Raw genomic sequence first — 14803 nt, forward strand, 5'->3', positions numbered from 1 at the left:
GATCAAACCTCCATGTCTGCACTCTCTAGCGCTGCTATAAAAATAAAATTCCTATGTAAACTCAGTATAAACGATCTCCGGGCAAATATCCGCCCCGCACTATCCAGGCATGCAAGTCAGGCAGCTTAGTTCACAAGCCGGATTGTTGTAAATTAGGGGGTCTGGGGTTGTGATTACGCATTACGCTGTTCCTCAGAAATCTCTCCGACAGTAAAGCGGGCTGCCAAAAGCTCAGCTCACAGTGTGCGGGCAGCTACAAATTGTTGTATGTAATGCAGCTTTGCTCCTGGATAACCGGGTGCCCGGAAGGATTGTTGTATGAAATACAGGAATATTTCATATATCGGCTCGGCGGAGGAGATATTCCTGCCTTTTTTACAACAATTTTGGATTATAGCCGATTTAACGGGAGAATTGTTGTATTTCGTGCAGGATTTTAAAAAAACCGCCCTCCCCCGCATAAACGCGGTGCCGAAGGCGGTCTTTAACGTGTACGAATTCATCCTCTTATTTCATAAGCGGATTAACTTCAAGCTCCATTTGTCCGAGCAGCCCGTCCACGGTAGAGCTTTGCGTGTAGAGCCCGTCCAGCAGCCTCTGGATCTTCGTATCAATCTGCTGCCAGTTCTTATGGCCCGGCGCGATCCGGGCATCCGCGATCTGGTCGAGTACGGCCAGCTGGATGCTCTCCGGCGAAGGCTTGGAAGCCGCTCTCAGGAAGACATCCGATTCAAGCACGGATTTCCGGGACGGGACGAAGTATTGCGCGGTAACGCTCATGGCTTCTGCGCTGGTGATGAACTTCAGGAATTCCGCGGCTTCCGCCGGATGCCTGGTTTCGAATACAGAGACCCCCGCATAGCCGAGTGAAGTTCCTGTACCCTTCACACCTGCCGGCATTGGAGCGATATCCCAATCAAAATCAGTAACCGCGCGGGCCTTCGAGGTATAGCTGTAACGGTCCGTATACATCCCGATCCGGCCGCTGTCGAAGGTGAGTTCATCGCCCGGAAGCGGATGCACCTTGTCCTTGAACATCATATCACTGTACAGCTGCAGCGCCTCTTTCCCTTCAGGAGAATTCAGTGCAAAAACCGTGGCACTGCTGTCAAACAGCTCCGCGCCATGCGACCAGAACAGCGGCAGCAAGGCATCCGACCAGTTGTTCCAGTCGCGGACCAGCTTCACACCGTAAATGCCTTGCTGAGGATCAGTGATGCTGCGTGCGGCCTTGAGAAACTGTTCGTAGTTCCAGTTCCCTTCCTTATACAGCTCCGTTGGCGTCTTCAGACCCTTCTCAAGGAACAGGTCCTTGTTGTAGTAGATCAGCACCGGAGGCGTAGAGAATGGGATTCCGTACAGCCGATCCTCCCGCTTGAAGATATCAAGCGTAGACGGATAAATATCCGCGTAGTTATATCCGGGATCTTCTTTGACCTCTGCTGCAATGTCCACCAGCTGGCCGGATTCCAGCAGCTGGGGAATCATCCGCTCCGCCAGCCAGCCGGCATCAGGCGCGGTACGGGAGGCCAGCATGATTGACAGCTTCTGCTGATAGTCAGCAAAAGGGATCGTCATGATCTCTACCTCAATCCCGGGATGGAGCTGTTCATATTTATCCACCAGGCCCTCAACCATTGCCTTCTGCGCATCGTTGCCCCAGATGCTGAACTTCAGCTTCACAGGCTCCTGCACAGCAGCCGCCTCACTTCCTCCTGCTTCTTCACCGTCCCCGGCTTTCCTGTCAGACGCCCCGCTTCCTGCCCCTGAAGAGCAGCCCGCAGCCATAAACACCACTACCATAAGGCTTAGCAGCCTTGTCCACATCATTATGTCTCCTCCTGCCTGTCCCCGGCGGGTCCGGCATTATTCATCGCTTCCCAGTTCATCGGCAGCCGCAGTGAGACCGTTACCCCGCGCTCTGCCGTATGATCAAGAGTTAATCCGTAAGGCTCTCCATAGAGCAGCCGGAGCCGCTGATGGACATTGCGCAGCGCAAAACCCTTTTGAATCCGGCCGAAACCGCCTTGCTCCGTCTCTGTAGCGGGCCGGGATTTATTCACATACAGCTGTTCTTCAAGCTCCTGCATCCGTTCACCGGTTATCCCAAGACCATCATCCTTGACGGACAGCACCAAGTCTTCCTCTTCCACCGAAGCCGTCAGGGCAAGCTGCAGCGTGTCCTGGCCCATGGCATGCTCAATAACATTCTCAATCAGCGGCTGCAGAATCAGCTTCGGTACCACGCAGTAATCGAAGGAAGAGTCAATATGGATTACAGCCTGCAGCTTGTCTCCAAGACGCATACCCTGGATTCGCAGATACGCTTCTACGAATCTTACCTCATCCAGAACATACACCATCTGCTCCTGATGGCCGACCGTGTAGCGCAGCAGCTTCCCGAGACTGGTCACCACACCCGAGAGTTCCCGGGTATTGCCCTGAAGGGCCAGCATGTTCACCATTTCCAGGGTATTGTACAGAAAATGCGGATGAATCTGGCTCTGCAGCGCAAGCAGCTCGGCTTCCCGCTCCTTCAGCCGGGTCTCATAGACCTCTTTGACCAGACGGTCGATCTCGCCGATCATCGTATTGAAGCCTTCGGTCAGCTGCCCGATTTCATCGCTTGTAGTGACCGTCGCCCGTTCCAGGAACAGCCCCCGCTTCACCTGCCTCATCTTCGACTGCAGATGGGCGATCGGCTTAATCAGGCGGTTCGACAGCAGGATCGCCGCCGCATAAGCTGCCATCAGGGCTACGATGGAGACAATCAATGTAGAATTCGTTAGCTCGCGTGCGTCTTCCCGGAGCTGCGTACGCGGAATCAGTGAGGTCACCTTAAGTCCCGTATAAGAAGAATGGGCAGAGGCTGTAATATAGGATTCACTTGAGTCGGGAAGCCCGTCTGGACCTGAGTACAGCATAACCTGATTCTTGCCGGTAATCTGCAGCAGACCGCTCCCGCTTGAACGCACCGTGGATACAATCGAACCGAACCCCCGCGCCGTCAGATCCACCTTGACGATCCCCAGCATGTCATTCGTATAGGGCTCACGGATAACGCGGGCCACCGAGATAATCCCCTGCTTCGCCTCTGTATAGTAGGCCGCAGCATGCGGCGGCAGGATGGCAAGACCACCGTCTTCCTGCTCAACCGCCTCCATCCAGTCTGCCATGCTGCGGTCCCACCGCTTCCTGACGCTCTGGTCCAGATTACTGAAGATTCCTCCGTCATTGGTGAACACCAGAATGCTCTCAATCTCACCCCGGTCAAAAGCCAGCGAAGAAATAAACAGATTCATCTTCAGCGTCTCATCCGTAGTTAAATAAGTGTTCGCTGAGCCGCTGCCGCTGTGCTTGCGGAGAATCTGCATCATATCCTCATCGTACAGCGGCGTAAGTGTAAGCCGGTCCAGTTCCTTAATGTAATGCTCCAGATTGATATTAATCTGGCTCACAACCTGATTGGAGAGCTCAACGGTACTGCGCTCCACACCGGCAGTATATTTCTTATAGCTGATGGTGCCGATAACGAGAAACGGAACCGTAATCAGCAGGCAGAACAATACGATAAACTTGGTGCGCAGCGGTACATATATAGATTGGTTTGAACCTTTTCTGAATGGCATGCGGACAGCCTCCCCAAACTCTGGATACCCACTCCAACATAGCATAATTCGAGTCCGAAGTCAGAGACGTTCTCCCTGGCTGGCGCAATAGCGTCCTCTACAAAAATACAGCAGACAGCACACCTCTTAAGGTTGCTGTCTGCTTACGTGCACAAGGCTGCTGTCTGAAGAAGTCCGCTCAGCTGTTCTCAAGCTCTCCGGACCAAACCTCCGTCTGCCTCCAGAACTCAGCAGCAGTCAGCGTGCCGCTGTGAATCATATAAGCGTAGTCCAGCAGGTTCGGCAGGCAAGGCAGATCCAGCAGATAACGGCTGAACGCATGCGCGGCGATCTCCGAGGTCTTGGTCACGCTGGCCCGGATACGCAGCGGCCCCAGAGAGAGGCTGCTAATATCATCAAGCCGCTTGTTGGTGTACCCCAGCTCTGTGAACTCCAGATCGTGAAACAGCTCATGCGCGAGATGGATGTCTGTGATTTCCTTCAGCGTGAAGGAACGGCCGGGAAGCAGCACCCCGGCACACTGCCGCAGTTCTTCCATGGACGATTTATACAGCGTAATGGCGCGCTCCTTGGCTGACAGCTCAATCTGGGCGCGGAAGCGGATCTGTCCGATGGTGCCCTGCCGTTCATTGAGATTGACGCTGATTCCTCGGCTCCGGCAGATGGCCCCGACATCCGTGCCGTAGCGGGCCTTGAATTCCAGGGCATGCTCCCTGCCGATCGCCAGCGGGCGCTCTACATAATAACGCCGTTTGCTGTGCGGTATTCTGTGAAACAGCAGATCATTCGTGAGTTCGGCATATCCCAGCACATTGTCGCTTGGCAGCGTCCGTTCAGCTGTCTTCATCATCCTGTACACCTCCTACTGATAGACGACAGCGAGCATTTCGCTGTTGTCCTCAAGCAGCTGGGTTTCCACTTCGAGAATGGAGAACAGCTGCTCCTTGGTCTGCATCCCGGTCAGATCGAGCATTTTTTCCTTATAGAAGATAAAGGTCTTCGGGATCGTCGCATTAGCATCCGAATAGATTGTATTCTCCTCCAGGAACGAGGCAAACCGGTCGGCCATATTCTTCTTCAAAAAAGCCAGATGATACGCATTCGTCTTCTTAAATCGCACCACGCCCTCGCGGTCCAGCACGCCGACATGGCTGAGCTTCTTCTTCACCAGCCCGAACATGGACTTCTTGATCTCGCTGGACTCGAACAGGAACCATCTGCCGGAGGCCGCCTTCAGCTCCGTCCGGCCGGCCGGCTGGCCCAGCGCTTCCGCCGCCGTCAGCATCAGCTCATTCACAGGCACCTCGCGGCTGGCCAGATCCTTCGAGCGCAGCTCGGTCGAGCCGGTGGCGATCGCCCGCAGAATATTGCGCTGCGAATCGATCTCGATCGTCACGTCAACCGTAGCTTCATTCGCTCCGGACTGGACGATTTTCTCCATAATCTCTGCACGGATCAGCTTGATATCCCGCTCTGTCGCACCGACCACAGTCTTCTCGATCTGCTCGCGGACCATCGCCATCCCAACGCCGATCGTGGAGATATACGGCGCATTATTGGCGATCTGGTGCTTGAAGCCTTCACTCGCCGCCATCGCCGGAACGAGCACAGCTCCGCTGCCGCCGCCGCCCACCAGCGTAACAAACCCGGCGTCCAGCTCATAATCGCTGATCATCTGATTCACTACAGCCATCACCTTGCGGATGGCAATATCCATTGCCGCCCTTGCTGCGTCTTCCGCAGACATGCCGAGCCGGGCACCCAGCGCCTGCCAGGCTATTCTTGTGCTCTCCATATTCCCGCGGGCATAGTCCGTCTCCGGCACATGATTCAGCAGATTCGCCGCACCTGCCAGGGTCAGCGCATATTCATGTCCTCCCGCCCCCCGTACAGTGACGTAATCCGGATCTCCCGGGCGCGGACTGACCAGACCGATGGCAGGCTGCTCCAGATTCTCCTTACCGGTGAAGCATTCGTATTCCAGACCCGCGATATGCGCACTGCGCGGGCCGACATCCGTGATCTTGCCTCCGCCGATCTGAATCATGCTGCCCCCGGCAACGGCGAGCGTCCGTACATCCAGCGAACGCAGATAAGTCTTATGTCCGCCTACCTGGGCATTCTCAATCATCACCTTGCCGTTCTTGATCACGGAGATATCTACACTGGTTCCGCCGACTTCGAAGAAAATACCGTCCGATATCTTCTCATACATCAGGGCGCCGGCCACACCGGCCGCCAGCCCTGACAGCATGGTCAGAATCGGACGCTTGCGCACCTCGTCGATGCTCATGACACCGCCGTCGCAGCGCATGATCATCAGCTGGGAGGTAATCCCCGCTTCTTTGACGGCCTGCTCAGTCATGTTGGCGGTCTCCATCATCTTCGGAATCAGGCTCGCATTGACAACCGCTGTTCGGGTCCGCGTCTTCAGCCCGTACAGCTGGGAGATTTCATGTCCTCCAGTAGCGTACACTCCCCGGCTGCGCGCCGCTTCCATCACTCTCAGCTCATTGGCCGGATCATCGACACTATAGGCTTCCGAGGCCACAATAACCTCTGCGCCCTGGGCGAGCAGCTGATCAATCGCCGCATCGATGGTTTCCGGCGTCAGTTCCTTCGAATCAATGAACTTGTGATACGTGGTAAGATATTTGCCCGCAGCCAGCTCAATATTGGCCACATTGGTCTCGGAGCGGGCACTGCGGGCATCGAGGCCCGTGCCCATCCCCACGATGCCGACACGGGCAACATCTCCTTCGAGCAGAGCATTGGTGGCCTGAGTCGTCCCGTGGGCGATGAACTTGATATCACCGGGAAGAATGCCGTTCTCGCTCATAATCCGCTGAATGATCTGGACAATCCCGCTGGCGACTCCGCGTTCATCGTGATGTGTTGTGGGCATTTTGACCTTGGACAGCACCTCAAAAGTCTCATTGTCTATCGCAACGGCATCCGTGAAGGTTCCTCCGACATCGATGCCGATCCTGATTTGTTTATTGTTCATAGCAGGTTCTCCTCTCCATGAAGCTTATGTCTCTAATCTGCAATCTGTATTCGCCTAACCAGAGCTTAATCTAGAAAACGGTCAGACCCGCGATAATCATCGAGATCATCACAGCCGCGAACATCCATGGCAGGGTTTTGCGCAGCGTTTCAATAATATCCGTCTTGGTGTAGTCGGCGATCCAGACATTGTGGGAGTTGGTCGGATCGCTGACAGCCTGCAGATTGCTCACGATACGCAGTGCCAGCATAGCCGCAACTGGTGCCATGCCTCCGGCAACAATCAGTGCCGCGATTCCGCTGCCGAGTCCCCATACGTTAAGCGGTCCACGGTAAATCGCAAGCGGAGACAGCAAAGTGAAGACGAGAATGTACATCAGCGGACTGGTTGGAATAATGCCTTCGATCAGCGGCTGAATCAGCAACGCCACCGGAGGTGCAGTTACCGCGCTGAGCAGCATCCCGATCCCGATCATCAGCCCGAGGGCACCGGCCACATCCTGAATCCCTTCCACCAGCGCACTCGACAGCACATGGATAGGACGTTTAGGTGTGGCGAGCAGCAATGTGACAACCGCCCCCATGAAGACTGCAGACACAATATCAACCTTCAGGAAAAATACCAGCAGCACCGGAACAAGCGGGCTGATGAGCGCAATGGCTCTTACGTTCTTGGTATCCTGAGCCTGGAATTCCGGCTTGAGCGGCATGGCCCAGGCGCGGCGGACCTTGCCGTCTTTGCGGGTATAGTAGACGATCATTATCAAGGCAATGACAATCAGCGGAACAGCGCAGATCAGTGAATACGAAGCAATCGTGTTCGTCGGCACCTTTAGCACATCGGTATAAATGGCCCAGGTGGAGACGTTGAAGACCACGCCGACCGCATTGGCCAGCAGGACAACAAGGCCGCTGACGAACGGCTTAAGACCGGCAGTGAGCATAATGGGAATAGCAATCGTTCCGACGAGAATGACCATGCCCAGCCCGTTGGCAGCCGAGAAGATTACAGACGCAGCGAGGAAAAAGATAATGGCAATCGCCAGCGGCTTGTCACCGGCCAGCTCCGCAGCCTTGCGGATAATGGTCTTCGTGATGCCGACCTTGCTGAGAATCTGGCCGAACCAGGCGCCGAAGATCAGTCCGGCGATGGCCGTGGACAGCTTCATGGCCCCGCCTGCGAGCACACCCTTGGTGATGGTGAAGGTATCCGGGTTATCGGACAGCAGCGGGATTCCCGCGATCGCCGCCAGCAGTATCGCCATCATCGGCAGGGCGAGCAGCGTGGTCAGCTTGCGGGTCATCATCAGGCCCACAAACACAATAAATACAAGTAAAATGCCGATAATCTGCACAGTTTCCAAACCAATTCCTCCTAATATTTTGTGAAATATACGTTGTTATAAGAATTATTGTACTTAATTACCATCGGAAACCAAGCAAGCTTGGAATCAAATGAACGGTATAGATTAATCTTGAAAATGACAACCTCCGTATCACCTCTGCGCTTCCCGGTCTTTGAGAGCAACAGCATTTAATTGTATTTCATACAACTAAAAGTCGGCGAAAAGCCGGTTTTACCGGAATAATTGTATTCTGTACAACTAAAAATAACGGTAAGTCCCCTTTTGCGGAATATGGGGATTATAACTGTATCAAATGCAATTAAAACCTTCGCAGCGCCATAAACGCTCGCTTTAGTTGCACAAAATACAGTTAGAGCTTAGGCCGGGTCCCGTCACAGCCACCAGCCTGCGGCTCTAGCAAGGAGCACGGCATGCTAATCCGAAAGATTAACAGTTCAGGCTGTACATGACATTATTTTTGCGCACCATGCTCCGTCCGTTACACCTCCAGATAAGCGCCATGCGCCACGAGTGTCTGCTGCAGTTTCTTATAGTCCACCTGCTGCACGGGGACTCCTTCTTTCACAGCCAATGCCGCCGCAGTACCGCCCGCCTGACCAATTGCCCCCACCGTAGGTGTGGTACGCACAGCCGCCTGGGCTTCAAAAGTAGCTGAGAGGCATCTGCCGACGACAATCAGGTTGTCGATTTCATTCGTGATCAGGCAGCGGTAAGGGATGCCGTACATCGCCCCCCATTCCAGATGATCCGTTGCGGTTCCCTCGCCGTCCGGGCTGTGAATATCAATCGGATAGCCGGAGTGGGCGATCACATCCGCAAAGGGCTTCACCGACAGAATATCCTGCGCGGTCAGCGTGTACAAACCCTTGATCTGGCGGGAGCCGCGGACACCGATGGACGGACCTGTGGAGACTACCACGGACTCTTCAAAGCCGGGAATATACTTTTTCAAAAAGAGTTCCAGCTCCCGGCACTGCCTGCGCCCTTCAATTTCCGCTTCGCTGAGGCTCCACGGATCTGTGCTGTCCTTGCCCAGAATACGTGTGGTGTTCATAATAATCTCGCCGGGATTGCTCGTCTCGAAGAACAGCACATCCTCTCTCGGAATACTGATCTCGCCGCGCGACTTGGCTTCCCGGAACTGCTTGTCGAAGCCGGCGACAGATAATCTGGCCGCAGAGTCCATCACGGTGATATCAAGGTTCATGCGCGGGAAGTCCTCGCGGTGCTCCCGGATGTACGCCTTGATCTTCTCCGTGTCCACCCCCCTCATCTTCATCTTCAGGGTCATCGGCTGCGACTGCTCATCGGATTCACGCCCTTTGGTGAACGGCACTCCGGACCAGGCAGCCAAGTCCCCGTCTCCGGTAGCATCAATGAACACATCCGCCGTAATCCGGCTGAGCCCCGCCTTGTTGCACAGGGTAAGCGACTCAATGCGTCTGCCCGATACTTCGGCCCCGGCCAGCATCGTATGATACAGCACCTCGCCTCCGCTCTCCTGCAGCATCAGATCCAGCTCGTATTTCATCGCTTCGGCATCGAACGGTGTCACCGAATAGGTATAGTTCGTCGCGTCCGGGATATGCCCCGGTGATTTGCCGAGCGCCTGAAGCCGCTGGATCAGCTCATCAGTGATCCCCTGGATAGCCTGCTTATGCCCGGCATGAAAAGTCATCATCGGCCCGACACCCGCAGCGGTTAGAGTTCCGCCGAGGAAACCTCCTGCCTCTATGATCAGTGTTGCGGCGCCTGCTCTTGCTGCCGCGATGGCCGCGATCGAGCCGGAAACCCCGCCGCCTGCTACAACAACTTCATATTTCCGCATCATTGCTCCTCCTTGTCCCCTTTTAAGTTAACGGTTACATTACTGCTGTTCCCTGTACTGCGTGGGAGTGCTGCCGGTATAGTCCTTGAATACCGCCATGAAATGCTTGGAGCTTAGATAGCCTGATAATTTGGCTACCTCATAGATTTTGAGATTCGTTTCCTTCAGCAGCTGCTTGGCCCGGTTCATCCGGCACTGCGAGACATAATCCGTAAAGTTCTGCCCCGTTTCTGATTTGAACAGTACCGACAGGTACTGGTGATTCAGATGCACCTGCTCCGCCATATATTGCAGTGAAATTTCCTGATCCAGCCGCTGCGCAACCAGCTCTTTCACTTTACGGATCAATTGCCTGCCCTTCAGGTCTGCTCCGCCCTCTTCCGGCTGGTCCGCCGGGCCGCTCCGGCTTGCGTGCTTGCGCCTGAAATCCCCCAGGGCCTGGGCCAGCTCCGTGCGGTCAACCGGCTTCAACAGATAATCGCTGATGCCGTATTTGATCGCCTGCTTCGCATACTCAAAGTCGGCATACCCGCTTAGAATTAGAATGTACAGGTCAGGGTACTGGTCACGGACCCGCCGGATCATCTCCAGACCGTTCATTTCATTCATCCGTATATCCGTAATCAGAACATCGGGCTTCACACTCTTGAGCGCCTCCAGCGCAAGTCTTCCGTTCTCTGCCTCACCCACCACCTGAAAGCCGCCGATAACCTCCTCAATCAAATGCTTGAGGCCCGAACGGATCAGAGCTTCGTCTTCAACCAGAAACAGCTTGTGCAAGTCTATCCCTCCCAATCCACAATGTCCGGTCCGCCGCACCTGCTTTCGCCGGGCTCCAGAGGTTCACTTCTGGTGAAACGCTTACACTATCAGTATAAATTTTGCATGCCTCCAAAGAAACGGTCCACATTCGAGAAAAGGTATGAAATTTCGAGATTTATCCGTACCCGTCCCCGCTGATGCCAAAACGGATGTCCTTAACGCCGGTGAACCGGCAGTAAAGACATCCGTGTGTACTTGCTTTTGTACAAACTATTCCGGGATCTGCTTCCTTACAGGTCTTGCGCTGTGCTGTTGTCATACAGCCCGATTAATTCATCGAAGGAAGAAATAATAACGTCGGAGCCCTTCAGCTCATCCTGCCGTCCGAATCCGGCGTAGCCGCAGCCAATTACCGTCTGCCCGTTGCCCTTGCCCGCTTCCACGTCAGAGGAACGGTCGCCCACCATCCAGGCACTGCTGATATTGTGGTTGTCCAGCAGGAGTCCAAGCAGCTCAGTCTTGGTTGCCGTTCCTTGTCCGCCTGCACTGTATAAGCCCTCGAACAGCTCCTTCAGCTCATGCACCACTACGATGCTGTGAATATAATCCTCCAGCCCGTTGCTGGCGACGAACAATTTCACTCCGCTCGCATGAAGCGCACGCAGCGTTTCCACTACCTTAGGATACAGAAGGGTCCCTCCGGCTTCCAGTCCTTCAATCTCCAGCTGCAGCAGCAGCTCATCCGCCCGGCGGTGCACCGCCGCGTCCGCTTCAGGCATTACATTCTTCCAGATTTGCGCCAGCAGCATGCCAAGGCTGCCCAGAATGCGCTCCTCCGGCGGAGTAGGCCCGGAATACAGCCCTTCCTCGCGCAGGATATCAAACATTTTATGATAGGCCGGCAATAGCAGGCTTTCCGTCTGGAACAGCGTACCATCCATATCAAATACGATAGCTTCCGGTTTGTTCAATTTCGGCAGCTGCCCGTGCTCTGCCTGTGTCTGTTCTTCATAACTCATAAGGTGACCCATCCCTTCCAAATTGTTCTGCCTCTGACTCTCTAGTTCATCTGGAGCTTCCATAACACGCTTTAATGATATAGGAAAGCAGCACGTATTGTCTACGAACCCAAGAATATGTATTGATTTTATTATTTCATGATGATATATTACATGTTGTTATATAACACATTGATATAAGGAGTGTTTACACAATGAAATTAATTATTCAGTTTCTCAAACAACCCGTAACCATCGTCGGGATTATTACTGCGCTGCTGTTCCAGGTCTTTTTCAGCCTCATCTGGATCACCGGCTACGATCATGTCACCGACCGGATAGATCAGCTGCCGATCGCCATTGTTAACGGAGACGGCAGCGCTGCCCAGTCCATCGCCGACAATATATCGGCGTCCCTTAACTTCGAGCAGGTGAAGAGCCTCTCTCTGGCAGAGGCGCAGGACCGGCTCGGGCATCGTTCCCTCCGGATGATTATTGAGCTTCCCCAGGGCTTCACCGCTTCACTAAGCGAGCCTTCGTCCGGGGCCAAGATCCGCTATTATCTGAACGAATCTAATCCGCAGATGGTCTCTAATGTCATGCAGGGCGTAGCAGCCAAAGTCACTGCTGCCCTGGATGCAAAGAGCAGTGCTGCGGGACTTGGCGGCGTGCTCACAGCTTTGAAGCTGCCGGAGGCAGAAGCCGCAAAGATTCGAAGCAGCGCAGCAAGCCGGATCAGCTCCGATATCCAGATTGTGAATCCGGCTACCAACTTCGCTGAAACCATGGTTCCGCTAATGGTCGTTACAGCTTCCTTCACCGGCGGCATGCTGCTGGCGATGAACCTGAGCAAGGCCTCCGCCACTCTGGCCGCTGCTGCCGGCAAATGGCAGCGTCTTAGCGCCCGGTATGTGCTGATGGCCGGCACCGCACTTACCGGCTCACTCATCAGCACTTCACTGCTGAACACTCTCGGTATCCACTCCTCGCAAGGCTTCCTCGGCATGTGGATGTTTGAATTTGTCGTTATCCTCTCCTGCATGACGGTCGCCAATCTCAGTCTTGTGCTGCTCGGCGACGCCGGAGCGTGGCTGAACATTGCGCTGCTGTCCATGCAGATGCTGAGCTCCGGGGCAACGATTCCCCGGGACGTACTGTCACCCTTTTACCAGTCGGTCGGTCAATTCTTCCCTGCTTATTATGCTGTGGACGGCATGCTGGATCTCGTCATAGGCGGTGAGGGTATAATGCACGACGTGACGGCGCTGCTCTATATTGCCGCTGTTGCAACAGCAGGCAGTGTGCTGCTTACCCTGCTCCGCCGGGAGAAAGGTGCAATCCGGGCCGAAGCGGCAGCCAATGCCTGAGTACCTGCGAAGCATCTATGGTCCAGACACCTTCCGCCAGTTCAAATTGAGTCCGGCAGCACAGATGTGATATGGTAGGAAGGAGAGAGAGGAGCGGCAGACGTTCATGAACATTCAAGATGTAATACTCGGGATTCTGAGTGAGAAGCCCCATTCGGGCTATGATATTAAGCGGCATTTCGAGGAGTATTTCTCCTTCTTCTTCGATGCAAGCTTCGGCACGATCTACCCCACCTTAAGCAAGATGGAGAAGCTGGGTCTGATCTCCAGGGAAGCGGTACGCCAGGAAGGCAAACCGGATAAGAACATGTTTACAATCACCCCGGAGGGTGAACAGCACTTCCAGAAGTACTTGCGTCAGCCTGCGGAGAAAGAGGTGCTCCGTTCCGACTTCCTGATGCATCTGTATTTCGGGGACATGGCGGACGAAGAGACGATGCACACCCTGCTCCGCGAAGCCCTCCGGGCCAAACAGGAGATGTACGATGATCTGGAGCATAAGCTGCAGGAGCTGGACAAGATCGGCAAGCTGACCTCCTCCCAGAAGCTCTGTATGGAGCTGGGGCTGGTGCAATACGAAGCTTTTATCCGAAAAGTGCAGAGTGCGCTGGAGAGCTGAACTATCAGCATAGCCGCGCATAGATCCGCAAATAACACAAGACGGCAGTCCTCCTAAGCCTAAGCCCGGGAACTGCCGTTTTTGTTCATAGTATTTAAAAGGGACCGGAGTGCAAACACTGTTAAAGTGCCTGCGCTGCGGTCCCTGCTGTCATTATTTATGGTGCGGTTCAGAACAAAACTTATACGTGGTCGAAGCTTGCAATCAGTTCGTCGAGAACGTCTTTGCTGACCATTTTGCCTTTGAAGTTGATCAGGTTCTCGGCACTTCCGGAGAAGATACAAGTAGGTTCATATTTTCTGAGAATGATCTTTTCGCCGTCCACAAAAATTTCGAGCGGGTCTTTTATGTCAATTCCCATCGTTCTGCGTAGTTCAATCGGAATCACGATACGTCCCAGTTCATCTACTTTTCTTACAATACCTGTTGCTTTCATCATTATGCATCCTCCCTTGAAATAACGCTTGATTCATCATTCAGTGTTAAAAGCTATCAAAGCTTCTAAATAGTAGAAATGATTATGCTATATCTGCATTGTAAAGTGCTATTTCTTTCCTGTCAATTTTATTTCTACATCTTTTGATATATATCGACAAATTATTCGACAAAGTTTAGAGCATATTCGACAAAATAATAGCCTAAATCATATTTTATCCAATATCCTCTCGGATTGACAGTTTTTTATTTAAATTTTAGAAAAAACCTTGATTTTAGTAGTTTTGAGCTTCAGGTTAGCCTAACCGCTGCGACTCCGTTCCTATGTCTGTTCATGTTCATGAACATGTTCATACTCGTTCCTGTCCCCGCTCCCGTTTCCGTTCCCGTTCTCGTTCTCGTTATTGTTCCCGTTTCCCATCTGCCCTTCTGCTCTTCTGCCTTTCTACTCTTCTGCTCTTCTGCCCCCAACTTTTATTGTTGTCCATGATCCGCTTCGAGAACAGGTGGATAAAAGGCACTTAATACTGGCTCAAGTCTCTCTGCCGGAACAAGAGTTGGAAAAATGACACTTAAATCACGCCTAATTTACTCGGTTTGTAATATGGGCGGTAATTAAATGATCTTTTTCCACTTAATAGGTTCAAAACTCTGTAAACGGGCAAAATAAGATACCTTTTTCCACTTCCTATATTTACCGGACCGTTACAACGTCTGCTTCGTCTATACACAAAATCGCGGGAATTGAATCGAACAACGGGTTCGGCGGAATCAGACGGTTGATTTCCCTAT

At 53.4% G+C, this 14803-nt stretch carries 11 protein-coding genes; 2 read left to right on the top strand and 9 right to left on the bottom strand.

From position 1 onward, the window contains the following. Nucleotides 1-507 precede the first annotated feature (507 nt). From GC101_RS06270 to GC101_RS06305, 8 genes are all read right to left on the bottom strand, one after another. Entirely contained in the window at nt 508-1830 is a 1323-nt protein-coding gene (locus tag GC101_RS06270; RefSeq protein WP_171716563.1) for an ABC transporter substrate-binding protein, read from the bottom strand. After that, entirely contained in the window at nt 1830-3629 is a 1800-nt protein-coding gene (locus tag GC101_RS06275) for a sensor histidine kinase (protein WP_171716564.1), read from the bottom strand. The genes GC101_RS06270 and GC101_RS06275 overlap by 1 nt, the downstream gene beginning before the upstream one ends. A gap of 178 nt (nt 3630-3807) precedes the next feature. Further along, the gene (locus tag GC101_RS06280; RefSeq protein ID WP_171716565.1) at nt 3808-4479 is read right to left on the bottom strand and encodes a hypothetical protein; all 672 of its coding nucleotides are present in this window, start codon (nt 4477-4479) and stop codon (nt 3808-3810) included. A gap of 12 nt (nt 4480-4491) precedes the next feature. Next, nucleotides 4492-6636 (bottom strand): hydantoinase/oxoprolinase family protein, encoded by a 2145-nt coding sequence (locus GC101_RS06285; RefSeq protein WP_171716566.1) that lies wholly within the window; start codon nt 6634-6636, stop codon nt 4492-4494. Between the two features lie 70 nt (nt 6637-6706). Next, a complete protein-coding gene (locus GC101_RS06290; RefSeq protein WP_245648246.1) occupies nt 6707-7990 on the bottom strand; it encodes a citrate transporter in 1284 nt (427 codons plus the stop codon). Between the two features lie 490 nt (nt 7991-8480). Next, nucleotides 8481-9833 (bottom strand): FAD-dependent oxidoreductase, encoded by a 1353-nt coding sequence (locus tag GC101_RS06295; protein ID WP_246354199.1) that lies wholly within the window; start codon nt 9831-9833, stop codon nt 8481-8483. A gap of 36 nt (nt 9834-9869) precedes the next feature. Then, nucleotides 9870-10610: a response regulator transcription factor gene (locus tag GC101_RS06300; RefSeq protein WP_171716567.1), complete on the bottom strand. Its 741-nt coding sequence runs from the start codon at nt 10608-10610 to the stop codon at nt 9870-9872. 272 nt (nt 10611-10882) lie between these two features. Beyond that, nucleotides 10883-11611, bottom strand: a complete 729-nt coding sequence (locus tag GC101_RS06305) for an HAD family hydrolase (protein ID WP_171716568.1) — start codon at nt 11609-11611, stop codon at nt 10883-10885. Between the two features lie 194 nt (nt 11612-11805). On the opposite strand from GC101_RS06305, the gene GC101_RS06310 reads away from it, so the two are divergent. Next, on the top strand, nt 11806-12957 hold the full coding sequence (locus tag GC101_RS06310) for a YhgE/Pip domain-containing protein (protein WP_171716569.1): 1152 nt from the start codon (nt 11806-11808) through the stop codon (nt 12955-12957). 106 nt (nt 12958-13063) lie between these two features. Next, the gene (locus GC101_RS06315; protein WP_171716570.1) at nt 13064-13576 is read left to right on the top strand and encodes a PadR family transcriptional regulator; all 513 of its coding nucleotides are present in this window, start codon (nt 13064-13066) and stop codon (nt 13574-13576) included. Nucleotides 13577-13757: 181 nt separating this feature from the next. On the opposite strand, the gene GC101_RS06320 is transcribed toward GC101_RS06315, so the two are convergent. After that, entirely contained in the window at nt 13758-14015 is a 258-nt protein-coding gene (locus GC101_RS06320) for an AbrB/MazE/SpoVT family DNA-binding domain-containing protein (protein WP_025708535.1), read from the bottom strand. Between the last annotated feature and the right edge of the window lie 788 nt (nt 14016-14803).

Source organism: Paenibacillus phytohabitans (assembly GCF_013141775.1).
GTDB classification, from domain to species: domain Bacteria; phylum Bacillota; class Bacilli; order Paenibacillales; family Paenibacillaceae; genus Paenibacillus_AQ; species Paenibacillus_AQ phytohabitans.

Excerpts from the sequence above, each read along its gene's own strand:
- GC101_RS06295 (WP_246354199.1), bottom strand. The coding sequence starts at position 9,833 with ATGATGCGGAAATATGAAGTTGTTGTAGCAGGCGGCGGGGTTTCCGGC.
- GC101_RS06310 (WP_171716569.1), top strand. The coding sequence starts at position 11,806 with ATGAAATTAATTATTCAGTTTCTCAAACAACCCGTAACCATCGTCGGG.
- GC101_RS06285 (WP_171716566.1), bottom strand. The coding sequence starts at position 6,636 with ATGAACAATAAACAAATCAGGATCGGCATCGATGTCGGAGGAACCTTC.
- GC101_RS06320 (WP_025708535.1), bottom strand. The coding sequence starts at position 14,015 with ATGATGAAAGCAACAGGTATTGTAAGAAAAGTAGATGAACTGGGACGT.
- GC101_RS06270 (WP_171716563.1), bottom strand. The coding sequence starts at position 1,830 with ATGATGTGGACAAGGCTGCTAAGCCTTATGGTAGTGGTGTTTATGGCT.
- GC101_RS06275 (WP_171716564.1), bottom strand. The coding sequence starts at position 3,629 with ATGCCATTCAGAAAAGGTTCAAACCAATCTATATATGTACCGCTGCGC.
- GC101_RS06315 (WP_171716570.1), top strand. The coding sequence starts at position 13,064 with ATGAACATTCAAGATGTAATACTCGGGATTCTGAGTGAGAAGCCCCAT.
- GC101_RS06305 (WP_171716568.1), bottom strand. The coding sequence starts at position 11,611 with ATGAGTTATGAAGAACAGACACAGGCAGAGCACGGGCAGCTGCCGAAA.
- GC101_RS06280 (WP_171716565.1), bottom strand. The coding sequence starts at position 4,479 with ATGATGAAGACAGCTGAACGGACGCTGCCAAGCGACAATGTGCTGGGA.